Source organism: Cryomorphaceae bacterium (genome assembly GCA_017798125.1).
Taxonomy (GTDB): Bacteria; Bacteroidota; Bacteroidia; order Flavobacteriales; family ECT2AJA-044; genus ECT2AJA-044.
In genome coordinates, this window is record CP059070.1 from 668,186 (window position 1) to 680,387 (window position 12,202).

15 protein-coding genes are annotated in these 12,202 nt (G+C 51.1%); 5 read left to right on the forward strand and 10 right to left on the reverse strand.

Annotation, left to right across the window (positions count from 1 at the left end; translation table 11 throughout):
* Positions 1-24: 24 nt before the first annotated feature.
* The gene (locus HZ996_02895; GenBank protein ID QTN38128.1) at positions 25-375 is read left to right on the forward strand and encodes a hypothetical protein; all 351 of its coding nucleotides are present in this window, start codon (positions 25-27) and stop codon (positions 373-375) included.
* Here the strand turns inward: HZ996_02895 and HZ996_02900 are convergent.
* Positions 365-718, reverse strand: a complete 354-nt coding sequence (locus HZ996_02900) for a hypothetical protein (protein ID QTN38129.1) — start codon at positions 716-718, stop codon at positions 365-367. The genes HZ996_02895 and HZ996_02900 overlap by 11 nt on opposite strands.
* 58 nt (positions 719-776) lie before the next feature.
* On the opposite strand from HZ996_02900, the gene pheS reads away from it, so the two are divergent.
* Complete coding sequence (gene pheS, locus HZ996_02905; GenBank protein ID QTN38130.1) at positions 777-1,802, forward strand: phenylalanine--tRNA ligase subunit alpha; 1,026 nt, start codon at positions 777-779, stop codon at positions 1,800-1,802.
* A 52-nt stretch (positions 1,803-1,854) separates the two neighbouring features.
* Here pheS and HZ996_02910 read toward each other — a convergent pair whose 3' ends face one another.
* The 8 genes from HZ996_02910 to HZ996_02945 form a co-directional block, all read right to left on the reverse strand.
* Positions 1,855-2,358 (reverse strand): transcriptional regulator, encoded by a 504-nt coding sequence (locus tag HZ996_02910; protein QTN38131.1) that lies wholly within the window; start codon positions 2,356-2,358, stop codon positions 1,855-1,857.
* A gap of 53 nt (positions 2,359-2,411) precedes the next feature.
* A complete protein-coding gene (locus tag HZ996_02915; GenBank protein QTN38132.1) occupies positions 2,412-2,639 on the reverse strand; it encodes a 4a-hydroxytetrahydrobiopterin dehydratase in 228 nt (75 codons plus the stop codon).
* Positions 2,639-3,691, reverse strand: coding sequence for a M42 family metallopeptidase (locus HZ996_02920; protein ID QTN38133.1), 1,053 nt, complete (start codon positions 3,689-3,691; stop codon positions 2,639-2,641). Before HZ996_02920 ends, HZ996_02915 begins: the two co-directional genes overlap by 1 nt.
* Entirely contained in the window at positions 3,688-5,106 is a 1,419-nt protein-coding gene (gene pyk, locus HZ996_02925; protein ID QTN38134.1) for a pyruvate kinase, read from the reverse strand. The genes HZ996_02920 and pyk overlap by 4 nt, the downstream gene beginning before the upstream one ends.
* 70 nt (positions 5,107-5,176) lie before the next feature.
* Positions 5,177-5,671 (reverse strand): IPExxxVDY family protein, encoded by a 495-nt coding sequence (locus HZ996_02930; protein ID QTN38135.1) that lies wholly within the window; start codon positions 5,669-5,671, stop codon positions 5,177-5,179.
* Positions 5,671-6,393 (reverse strand): ribonuclease III, encoded by a 723-nt coding sequence (gene rnc / locus HZ996_02935; GenBank protein ID QTN38136.1) that lies wholly within the window; start codon positions 6,391-6,393, stop codon positions 5,671-5,673. The genes HZ996_02930 and rnc overlap by 1 nt, the downstream gene beginning before the upstream one ends.
* A 4-nt stretch (positions 6,394-6,397) precedes the next feature.
* Positions 6,398-7,648, reverse strand: coding sequence for a beta-ketoacyl-ACP synthase II (gene fabF / locus HZ996_02940; protein ID QTN38137.1), 1,251 nt, complete (start codon positions 7,646-7,648; stop codon positions 6,398-6,400).
* A gap of 12 nt (positions 7,649-7,660) precedes the next feature.
* Entirely contained in the window at positions 7,661-7,894 is a 234-nt protein-coding gene (locus HZ996_02945; protein ID QTN38138.1) for an acyl carrier protein, read from the reverse strand.
* A gap of 108 nt (positions 7,895-8,002) precedes the next feature.
* Between HZ996_02945 and purN the strand changes: the two genes are divergently transcribed.
* Positions 8,003-8,575 (forward strand): phosphoribosylglycinamide formyltransferase, encoded by a 573-nt coding sequence (gene purN, locus HZ996_02950; protein ID QTN38139.1) that lies wholly within the window; start codon positions 8,003-8,005, stop codon positions 8,573-8,575.
* Entirely contained in the window at positions 8,565-9,020 is a 456-nt protein-coding gene (gene rnhA, locus HZ996_02955; protein QTN38140.1) for a ribonuclease HI, read from the forward strand. The genes purN and rnhA overlap by 11 nt, the downstream gene beginning before the upstream one ends.
* A 28-nt stretch (positions 9,021-9,048) precedes the next feature.
* Here the strand turns inward: rnhA and HZ996_02960 are convergent, their stop codons facing one another.
* Positions 9,049-11,616, reverse strand: coding sequence for a hypothetical protein (locus HZ996_02960; GenBank protein ID QTN38141.1), 2,568 nt, complete (start codon positions 11,614-11,616; stop codon positions 9,049-9,051).
* 66 nt (positions 11,617-11,682) lie between these two features.
* Here HZ996_02960 and HZ996_02965 point away from each other — a divergent pair, with 66 nt between their 5' ends.
* Entirely contained in the window at positions 11,683-12,189 is a 507-nt protein-coding gene (locus HZ996_02965; protein ID QTN38142.1) for a biotin/lipoyl-binding protein, read from the forward strand.
* Positions 12,190-12,202: the final 13 nt, after the last annotated feature.

Consider the following 12,202-nt stretch of genomic DNA (forward strand, 5'->3'; position numbering starts at 1 on the left):
GGGGCTGGATAGTACCTTTAAGCCGTGGAAGAATTGAAGGAAAAATGGGACCGCTTGGTGGCGCAACTGAGCGATCGCTTTGCAGATGGAGATGAAATGGATGTGCCTGCCATTGTTTTCTTGGTGGGGGTGAATGAATTGGGGCAGGGCTACCGAAGATTTAAGAAGGACGAAAAGGTGGACTTGATGCACATTGGCTTGTGCCAGCTTTTGAGTCGATACGGGTATTACGAGTTCGAAGGTGAGGACGAGGAAGGTTGGCCCCACTGGAAGGCCACAGAAAAATTGCCCCAGCTTTCGCCAGGGCAACAAAATATCTTAGTTAAGGAAGCTTTGGTCCTCTACTTCGAGGAGCGCGGTGACTTTATTGGATAGCCACTTTTTCAGAAACGGTTTGTCCTTCTTCCAACTGGACAAAACCTGAACCGGTGAGGTCTCCTTTCTGAACTTCAATGTTCAAAACCATCTTAGCTGGGAACTCGAACTGAGCTACGCCGTTGCCGTTGGTCAAAGCGTTGGTGTCGACCGTGCAGTCTGTACACGGAGCGTACAAGCGAACGAAGGCATTCTGAACGCGGGTTTCATTTCCGAGGGTATCTTGGATTACAACAATCACATCGGTCTTGTAAAAGGTGTCTTTTTTACAAGAGCTGGTCATGATCATCATCCCGAAAAAGCCCACTGCGAGTAGTGCGAAGGCCGCCTTTGCGCTTTTCATAGTCGCCTCGAATTTAGTAATATTGCCGTCCAAATATACTTATTAATAACGAACAATTATGTTGAGTCGTGTGCAGGAGCTACTGGAAGAAGTACAGGCCTTTTCGGCCGGTACGGCGGAGGAACTGGAGAGCTTCCGAATTCGCTTCCTCGGAAAGAAGGGCGTGATGAACGAACTCTTCGCCGCTTTTAAGGAAGTGGCGCCTGAGCAGCGCAAGGAATTTGGGCAGCGCCTCAACGAACTGAAGACCCAGGCTCTGGACAAAATTGAGGAGCTAAAATCCGGTCTGGCCAGCGATACATCGAGCGCCGCATCGGGTTTGGACCTCACGCGTTCGGCGGAACCAGTGGCCCTCGGGGCTCGGCATCCGGTCTCCTTGGTCAAGAACCGCATCATCGAAATCTTCTCGCGCATCGGCTTTACACTGAGCGATGGGCCGGAAATCGAAGACGACTGGCACAACTTTAGCGCCTTGAACTTCACCGAAGAACACCCTGCTCGAGACATGCAGGATACCTTCTTTGTGATGCGCAATCCAGACTACCTACTCCGCACGCACACCAGCTCTGTTCAGGTGCGCCACATGGAGAAAAACACGCCCCCCATTCGAGTACTTTCACCGGGGCGCGTATTTCGGAACGAAGCCATTAGCGCGCGTTCGCATTGTATTTTCCACCAGATTGAAGGCCTCTACATCGATCGCGACGTGAGCTTTGCCGACCTGCGTCAGACCTTGTTGTACTTCGCTCAGGAGTTCTTCGGTGAGGAAACCAAGATTCGTCTTCGCCCCTCGTACTTCCCCTTTACCGAGCCCAGCGCGGAAGTGGATGTTTGGTGGGGTCTGGAGAACGAAGTGGACTACCGCATGACCAAGGGAACAGGGTGGCTCGAGATCATGGGCTGCGGAATGGTGGATCCAAACGTTCTCAAAAACGTGGGCATCGACCCAGAAGTCTACACGGGATTTGCCTTTGGAATCGGAATCGAGCGCATTGCCTTGCAGCAGTTCCAAATTCCAGACATCCGATTGCTCTTCGAAAACGACGTGCGCTTCCTGGAACAGTTTACCGAAGGGGTTTACTAAGAAAGGGTTGGCCCTGGCGGGCCGATGCGACATCGCGCCGTAGGCGTTCTCTCTATTTCACGAGTTTCAACAAGGATCCGGTGAACCAGTTTTCATCCGCCTTGACCAACATATCCATGAGGCGATCGGCGTTTTGACTCATCTTCTTGATTTCTTTCAGGCGCTGATCAAATTCCTCGGTCTCGTGGGCCTCGCCGCCTTCGTATTCCGACACTTGGTCTAAGATGCGGGCCAAGGGCTCCAATTCGCGCTTCCGGCGCTCCTGCATTACCTGTTTGGTGACCTGCCAGATGTCTTTTTCGGCCACGAAGAATTCCTTGCGCTGCCCGGGCTTGAGTTCCTTTTGAACCAATCCCCAATCGATCAAGGCCCGAACATTCATGTTGCAGTTACCGCGACTGATGTTCAACTCGTCCATGATCTCTTCGGTGGAAAGGGGTCTTGGGGATACCAACAATAGGGCGTGAATTTGACTCATGGTCCGGGGTACTCCCCAGCTGGATCCAAGAGCTCCCCAGGCCTGGAGAAACTTCTGCTTTGCCTCTTCGAAATGCATCTAAATAGGTTTAGGTCTATCGAATATAAGTATTTTCAGCTCGCACTGAAACTTTAGAGGGCGTCAATTGCAGCGGCGAGGGCGCGGTCCTTTTCGGTTACCACGTTTCCCGCGTCGTGCGTGGAAAGTTTGAGGGTCACTCGGTTGTACACGTTGGTGATTTCGGGATGGTGGTGATGGGTCTCGGCCAGTTCTCCCACGCGGTTGATGAAGGCTAAGGCCTCTACAAAATCACCGAAGGTAAAGTGGCGAACGAGCTGATCATTTTCCTCAGACCACATCAGAAGGACCAGTCGTATTCGTCCAAGCCTTCAATAGCGACCTTCAATAAGCTCAATGAGTCCAATATATCCTGCTTGCTGGCCATCTCAATGACTTGATGCAGGTAACGCGTTGGAATGCTGATGGCACCGGCAATCGAACCGCCCGGAGTCATGCGCTGAACACCTGCCGTATCGGTTCCGCCAGCGGTAAGCACTTCCATTTGATGGTTGATTTCGTGCTTCTCAGCGAGTCCGCGCAAGTAATCCACCATCCGATAGTCACAAATGGTTCCGGAATCCATGACCTTCACACCGGCACCGGCACCCATCGACGTAATTCGTTCGTGAGCTCCTGCACCCGGTAAGTCATAAGCGACGGTGGTGTCGAGGTTGATCCCAAAATCAGGCTCTACATCATGCGCGCTCACATGTGCCCCGCGAAGGCCTACTTCTTCTTGGACCGTAAATACTCCATAGAGGTCATGCGCTGGGTTCTGAACGTTTTTCATGGTCTCCAGGAGCATGTAGACGCTCACACGGTTGTCGATGGATTTGCAGCAGACATTATCTCCCAATTCCACCAAGTCGCGCTCACGGGTAATGGTGTCTCCAATACGGACGTGCTTTTCCACTTCTTCTTTAGGTAATCCGAGGTCGATGAAGTGGTCCTTGATTTTGGTGACTTTATTGCGCTCTTCTGGACTCATGACGTGAATGGGCTTGCTGCCCATCACACCCAACAGGTCTTTGCGTCCGTGGACAATGACCCGCTGTGCCGTCAGCGTCTTGGGGTCGAACCCGCCCAAGGTGTGAAAGCGCACAAAGCCACGATCGTCAATATGGGTCACGATGAAACCAATCTCATCCATGTGAGCGGTCACCATCCACTTTTTGCTGCTATCGCGGCCCTTTCTTACGGCCACTACATTGCCCATATTGTCGATGCGCACTTCATCCGCATGTCCTTCCAATTCACGCAAGACTAAGTCCCGAATGCGCGATTCGTATCCCGGAGCTCCAGGAGTCATGCAGACTTCTGAAAGCAAGTCGATGTTCAAAGCGTCGATCATACCGTGCTAATTTTCAACATGTTGGTCATCCCTCGGTCTTCAATCGGCATACTGGCAATCTTGATGAGCATGTCTCCTTCTCTAGCGAGTCCTTTGTCGACGATGATGCCTTTAATGTCCTTAAACGTTTCATCGGTACTGTGGTACTCATTGTAGTAGAAGCCTTGCACACCCCACAAGAGACTGAGGGTATTCAAAATACGTCTGTTCTGGGTGAAGACGTAGATATTCGTGCGCGGTCGGTGGCTCGAAATCTTGAAGGCCGTATAGCCGGAATGTGTATTGGTCAAGACGGCCTTGGCGCCAATTTGATCCGCAATTCGGCTGGCGTTGTAGCAAATACTGTCGCTGACATAGCGCTCATCGCTGTGATCAAAGGGAGGGTATTCTTCGCGAGCAATTTGGCTTGACTCTTCCACGTGAGCGATGATCTTCTTCATATTCTTGATCACGTCTACCGGGTATTTCCCCACAGACGTTTCTCCAGAAAGCATCATGGCGTCCGCTCCGTCCAGTACGGAGTTCGCAACGTCATTTACCTCAGCGCGCGTCGGCGTGAGTCCGTCGATCATGCTCTCCATCATCTGGGTGGCAATGATGACCGGCTTACTTTGAGCACGCGCCTTTTCGGTGATCATTTTTTGAATCAGAGGTACACCCTGCATGGGAATCTCTACACCCAAATCTCCACGGGCAACCATCAAGGCATCCGTTTCTTTGATGATCCGCGTAATATCGGCAACGGCCCCTGGCTTCTCGATTTTCGAGATCACCTTAGCGTGGCTGCCGTGGTTCTCAATGATCTGCTTGAGCTCAACAACATCTTGAGCTTGGCGAACGAAGCTAATCGCCACCCATTCCACGTCGAGTTCCAAGGCGTAGTCTAGATCCTCCAAATCTTTCTCGGTAAGGCAAGGCAGGGATATCGCCGTGTTGGGAAGATTCACCCCTTTCTTGGACTTCAATGGTCCACCTTGAATCACCTTGACCCGAACCTCATCGATTCCATTGGTCGAAACCGTTTCAAAGACGAGCTTTCCGTCATCCAACAAGATGCGCTCGCCGGGCTTTACATCCTGGGGAAACTTCTGATAAGTCATGAATACCTTGGTCGCATCACCTTCCGTCTCCTTGGTGGTCATCACCAATTCATCGCCTGGATTAACAACCGTTCCTTCTTTGACCACTCCGACGCGAAGCTTCGGTCCCTGAAGGTCGGCCAAAACGGCAACATTGGTTCCCATCTCCTCATTCAAAGAACGAATCTGATCCACGTTTTTCTTCGCCACTTCATGGCTGGCGTGGGAGAAATTGATGCGGAACACGTTTACGCCCGCTAATATCATATTGCGCATGACCTCACGGTCCGATGTAGCCGGTCCCAATGTGGCAACGACCTTGCACTTTGTAATCATGGTTGTATCTTTTTCAAGGTGGCCAAATTAACCAATTCGACACACTCTTTCGTTAGGCGAGTATAAAGCCCTATTGGTCGAGAAATAATAAGCGGTCTCGATGCCTCAAATGTTCGGGATCTACGTCCTTTTGGGCTTGAATCCCTGTGACCTCTCGGACCATTTTCTGGAGTCGCTCTTCTTGCTGATGTCCGAGCAAGCCATGGACCACCAATAAGTAGTCAAAGGTCTTGAGTTCTGGGAGCAGAAAGTCCGTCCGGTACGTTTCATCCTGTCCCGAGAACAGGCCTTGATCTTGGGTTTGGATCAATTGACTGCCCCGGTTCGAAACCAAGAACCAATCCCGATCCATCTCGGGTTCTTCAAATTCATAGATGGTGAACTCAATGGGAGATTCTCCTTTTCCGGCTTCCAATTCAAGGTTGTGTTCGCTTCGTTTCAGTTGGATCTCCAAGTGGCCGTTTAAGCCATAGGCCAAGCGGTAGTCACTAAGGTCGCTGCGAATGCCCAACAAATAGAAGTCAAAATCGTAGTCGAGCTCTAGGGTGAGTTTCGCCGCAGCCATTAGACCTGTATCCCCAGTTTCTCAATGGCCTCTCTAGCGGCCTGCTCCTTGGCTGACTTTTTGCTCGAGCCCGATCCGCGACTGACCAATTTGCCGTCGATTTTAAGGATGCTCCGGTACGTTCTGTCGTGACTTGGGCCAGTGGCGTCCTCCATCTGAAAATCGAGCTCTGCGCGCGTCTTTTGCGCCCATTCATGAATCACACTTCGGTAGCTTAAGATGCTCTCGTGGAGTTCTTCTTCATCCACAAAGCGCGCAATCATGCGCTCGCGAATAAACCGGTTCACCGTATCATAACCCTTGTCCAAGTAAATGGCGCCCAACAAGGCTTCCATGACATTGCCCAAAAGATGCCTCGAACGTTGACTTTCGTCGAGCTTCTCGAGGATCATGGGTTCTAGATGAAGCTCACGAGCAAAGTAATTCAGGCTCTTCCTGCTGACGATCTTGGATCGGTTTTGGGTTAAGAAACCCTCGTCTTCATCGGGGTACTTGTGGTAGAGGTAATCGGATACTACGGCGTCCAAGATGGCGTCGCCCAAGTATTCCATACGTTCATTGTGGTCCTCACTTTTCCCGCGCACATACGAGCTGTGGGAAAAGGCCTGTCGGTAAAGGGATAGGTCTTTTGGAGCGAAGCCTAGCACATTCTGGAGCTGACCAAAAAAAACCCCATCTTCTTCAAGACGGGGATTCTTTTTAAATATGTTCCAAAGCTTCATGCGCTCAGTCTACTTTTTTGAATAAAACAGAGGCATTGTGCCCTCCAAATCCGAAGGTATTGCTCAGTGCTGCACGAATCTCGCGGTCTTGGGCTTTGTTGAAGGTCAAATTCAACTCGCTATCCAAATCCGGATCATCGGTGAAGTGGTTAATGGTCGGAGGCACCTTGCCGTGTTGCATTGCCATAACGGAGGCAATAGCTTCCACTGCTCCGGCAGCTCCAAGCAAATGACCGGTCATACTCTTGGTTGAAGAGATGTTCAAGGTGTACGCGTGTGGACCAAAGACTTGTTGGATGGCTTTGGTTTCAGCAATATCGCCAAGGGGCGTACTGGTTCCGTGAACGTTGACGTAGTCGACTTCTTCAGGCGTCATTCCAGCATCTTCGAGTGCAGAAAGCATCACATTTTTCGCGCCGAGCCCTTCTGGGTGCGGTGCCGTCAAGTGATGGGCATCTGCAGACATTCCCCCTCCAGCTACTTCTGCATAGATCTTGGCGCCGCGCGCTTTCGCGTGCTCGTATTCTTCCAAGATCAAAGCGCCCGCACCTTCTCCCAACACAAAACCGTCACGATCCTTGTCAAAAGGACGTGAAGCCGTTGCGGGGTCGTCGTTGCGTGTGCTCAAGGCGTGCATGGCATTAAAACCACCGATTCCAGAATCGACCACGGCCGCTTCTGATCCTCCGGTAACCATAATGTCCGCCTTGCCCAAACGGATGTAGTTGAACGAGTCGATAATCGCGTTCGAAGAACTCGCACACGCCGAAACGGTGGCGAAATTCGGTCCGCGAAGACCGTATTTGATGGAAATTTGCCCGGCAGCGATATCAATGATCATTTTCGGGATAAAGAAAGGATTGAAACGCGGTGTTCCATCTCCTTTGAAGTAGTTTTCTGTCTCTTGGCTGAAGGTCAAGAACCCGCCAATACCAGAACCCCAAATCACCCCGGCACGATCATGATCAATGGCATCCAAATCCAAGCCTGAATCCGCCATGGCTTCTTCAGCCGTTACCAGTGCATACTGGGTAAAGGGATCCATTTTGCGCGCCTCCTTGCGATCTAAATGCGCTAGGGGATCGAAATCCTTCACCTCACAGGCGAAGCGCGTTTTGAACTTGGAAGCGTCAAACTTGGTAATAGGTGCAGCGCCACTCTTTCCGTTGGATAACCCTTCCCAATATTCAGCAAGGGTATTTCCAATCGGTGTGAGCGCACCCATTCCGGTGACCACAACTCGCTTTAATTCCATAAAAATGGAGGCTTATTTTGCTTCGTCGATGTACTTGATGGCCTCGCCAACAGTACCGATGTTTTCTGCTTGATCGTCTGGGATCTGGATGTCGAATTCTTTCTCGAATTCCATGATCAACTCAACTGTATCGAGTGAATCAGCACCCAAATCGTTGGTAAAGCTCGCTTCTGGAGTTACTTCATTTTCGTCAACTCCGAGTTTGTCAACGATAATCGCTTTTACGCGTGATGCAATGTCAGACATGTCTTTATAGGTTTAGACTGTTAGTATGCAAATAAAGAAATATTCCGCAAATATAAGCCGTCTAGATAACTTGGTCTCTCTTTCTCCAAAAAAAGCGAATTTTACACCATGTCTACAGCACTCGCCATACTCGCTAGCGGCTCCGGATCTAATGCCGAAAACATAGCGCGGTACTTTAAAAACCACACCGATATCGAGGTTCGGGTCATCCTCTCGAATAAAGCTGATGCGAAGGTTCTCGAACGAGCAGATCGCTTAGGTATCCCTGCGCACGTCTTCAATAAAGAGCAATTTCAGAATCCGGATCACATGCTCCCACTCTTGCGTCAGTACGAAGCGGATTACCTCATCTTAGCCGGTTTTTTATGGTTGGTCCCCTCGTATTTGGTCGAGAGCTACGAGGATAAGATCATCAATATTCACCCTGCACTTCTTCCGGCCTATGGAGGCAAGGGCATGTACGGGGCTCGTGTTCACCGAGCGGTAGTGGCTGATGGCGCTTCAGAATCCGGCATTACCATACATTTTGTCAACGAAAAATACGATGAAGGCGCCGTGATTGCTCAATTCTCCTGCCCAGTAGAGCCCGGTGATACGGCTGATGACTTGGCCGCGCGCATTCACGAATTGGAATACGCCCACTTCCCGAGTACCATCGAAAAAGTCATCCATGAAGATTGATCTATACACCGATGGCGCAGCGAGCGGGAATCCCGGTCCAGGAGGCTATGGCATTGTGCTTGAAGCCGGAAAGCACCGTAAAGAGATGTCGGAAGGGTTCAGACGAACCACCAACAACCGAATGGAATTGCTCGCGGTTATCGTTGGACTTGAAACCCTGAAGATTCCGAACAGTGAAGTTACGGTGTGGAGCGATAGCAAGTACGTAGTGGATGCCGTGGAAAAAGGATGGGTGTTCAACTGGGTCAAGAAAGACTTTAAGGGTAAGAAAAACGAAGACCTTTGGAGACGGTTTCTACGCATCTACCCCAAGCACCGAATCAAGTTCCGCTGGATTAAAGGCCACAACGACCATCCTCAAAACGAGCGCTGCGACCGATTGGCCGTTGAAGCGGGCAAGCAGCCCGTACTTCAAGTGGATCAGTGGTACGAGACGAACGGTTGATCATCGCGCCGTAGGCGCAATCCCTCACTTAACGTCCCCAATAGCTCTTCAAGGTTGCATTGGTTTCCGCCGCCTTGATTTCTGCCATTTCAACGCCCAAACGCTCCACCATGGAAGCGAGCCATTCTGGAGCACCTTCTTCTTCGCCGCGCTCTTTAAGTCCGTCGCGCAGTTCCTCGAGGTTGGTCATCGCGGTATATCGCAAATACCAAGGGCTCGCCGTACGCGCAGCATTGGTCAAGGTCGGATAACCGTCCGCGACCACGCCTTCCTCTTGGCGGGCTAGGTAGTCCGCGTAAAATCCGCGAAGGCTAATGGCACCGAAGCCGCTGGCCTCGGCCGCTTGCGTTTTCATAAACTCCGCATCGTTCTTATCACCGTGATCGGCAATTACGCGCATGCAGGCGCTGACCAAGTCAGTTTTGGCGTCTGGCCCCAACTTGCGGGCCTGGTTGAGGGCAGATTCGGCATCGTGCCCCGCCAAGCCTCGTAGAGAAGCCGCATTTACGCTGTATGAGTCATCGCGCAAGCGGTTCATGTAGAACGCTTCGTCCGTTTCTGCATAGAGGTTCGCCATGGTCTCCACGGCGGCTGTTCGCACGGATGATCGCTCATCGCCATAGGCCATTTCTTTAACCACCGGCTTCAATGAAGCCGCCTTGGTGGAGTCCGCGTTGCTCAATCCGCGGAGGGCTTGAATCCTCAAGTATGGATGCGCGTCATCCAGAGAGGCCAATACCGTTTCGGTGACGACCGCCGTATCTCCCGAGGCCAACAGGGCGGCCTGAGCATCGATTCGGTCCATCAATTTATTCCCGTGTACATAGAGTGCCTGAAAATCTTCTATTGAACGGTTATCAGTTACCTGGGCCAAAAGCATGCGGTCGCCATCGAAGTTGACCAGCACTGGTTTGTTAGCGCTCTTAAATCGGAATTCTTCTTCCCCTTCATCAATGATCACGTCGTGACGGAGCATTTGATCTTCGTAGTGCAAATCGATGGCCACCGGAAGGTAGTACAAGGGGGTCTTCTCCAAGTCCTGGGTCTGCTTCACACGAACGATTTGCTCGCCTGTAGAATCGCTGTAGGCGTACTCCACTTCAAGCTGTGGATGTCCCGAGGCCAAGAACCATTGGTTGAAGAACCAATTCAAGTCTTCTCCAGTAACCTTCTCCATGGCCAAACGCAGATCGTGGATTTCCGCTGGCTGGAAGGCGTTGTCGCGCAAATAGGTCCCAAGACCTTCGAAAAATGCCTCATCGCCCAAGTAGTTTCGGAGCATGTGCAGAATGCGCCCTCCCTTAGCATAGGAGTGGCTGTCAAACATGGCTTCCTTGTCGTTGTAGTCAAAGCGAATCATATCGACCTGCTTACCGCGTTCGAACTCACTGATGTAGCTCTTCAAATCGCCCCAGATGTGGTAGTCCGCGCTTTCAACTCCGTACGCATGCTCCCGCCACAAGTACTCTCCATAGGTCGCAAAACTTTCGTTCAAGGGAAGGTTTGACCAACTTTCACAGGTGACCAAATCGCCAAACCACTGGTGAAAGAGTTCATGTGCAATGATATCGTGCTGAGGGCGGTCGAGTACGGTGCGGTCATCTTGATACACGAAATCTCCATGAATGGTCGCCGAAGTGTTTTCCATAGCACCAGAGACGTAGTCGCGGACAATGATCTGACTGTATTTATCCCAAGGGAAATCGACACCAAGGAGCTCGCTATAGAATTCGATCATATCCGGCGTCTCACCGAATATGGTGCGCGCATAGGGTTCGTACTCTTCTTCGACGTAGTAGCTGACTTCAAGATCGCGCCACTCGTCATCCACTTTTTCAAAGGGCCCGATACCCAACATAACCAAGTACGGCGCATGGGGAATGTCCTGTTTCCAATAGTCCAGACGCGTGCCGTCGTTGTTTTCCACGCTGTAGACCAAGAGTCCATTCGAAAGCGTACGGTATTCGCTATTGACCGTCAGGAAGATCTCCTGGGTCATTTTCTGATTAGGTTTGTCGAGCGTTGGGAACCAACAGCTGTTGGATTCTGTTTCTCCCTGCGTCCAAATTTGGCTGCGCTTTTTGGGGTCTTCATCGAGCGGGTCAATGAAGTAGAGTCCTTTAGCCCCAGCGATGGCGGCAGAGCCAATCCGGTTCAACTCATTTGGCTTAGCCACGTACTCGATGTAAATGGTCAGCGTATCCTCCCGCGTGAATTCCTTTCCGAGGTTGATGTCGATGACTAGAGAGTCATAGGTATAGCTTAAGTCAGTCAGCACGCTGTCTTCTGCCAGCTGAATCTTGTACAAGTCAAAGCCCTTGGCCTCAACTTTGAAGTGGTCCGTGGTGTAAAACCAAGGCTTCACGTCCAACCAGGCGCGCCCAATGACGTGCTGGTTTTCCCAATCGAATTTCAGGTCGAGTTTGGTGTGAATCAAGTCGAACTCCTTGGTCACCTCGGCCTGATAGACAGGGCGCTGTGCCACTAGCGGTTCTACAACTTCAATTTCTTCGAGCATGACCGTGTCGGCCTCTTTAGGTCCGCCACAAGAGGCGAGCAACAAAGACCCCAGTGCGGGGAGGATCCAATTTTTCATGTGGAAAGTGGTTAGGTCCGACAAATATAACTGACTTTTTGTAGCATCGTTTCGTACTTTAGACGCATGATTAAGAGCATTGTCAACGAACGTACTTACGAGATCGACTTTGAGCAAAACTCGACCCACAATGGTCAGTTGAATGGACAGCCCTTCGAATTGGACGAAGTTTCGGAAGGCGAAGGTCGGTATCACGTCCTTTGGGATAATCAATCCTATCGGGTCGAAGTCCTCGAAGCTGATTTCGAATCCAAGAACATGACCCTTCGCATCAATGGAAATAAGTACGAAGTAGACGTTCGCGATCAATTCGATCAATTGCTCCGCAAGCTCGGTCTGCACAATCTGGGCGCTGCCGCGGTCAATGAAATCAAGGCCCCTATGCCCGGTCTCGTTTTGCGTATTGAAGCTGAGCCCGGAACGGCCGTAGCCAAAGGCGACGCCTTACTGGTGCTCGAGGCCATGAAAATGGAAAACGTCATCAAGTCTCCTGTAGACGGCGAAGTAAAGGCCATTAAAGTCAACCAAGGAGACGCGGTAGAGAAAAATCAGGTACTCATCGAGTTCGCCTAAAGAATCAACGTTC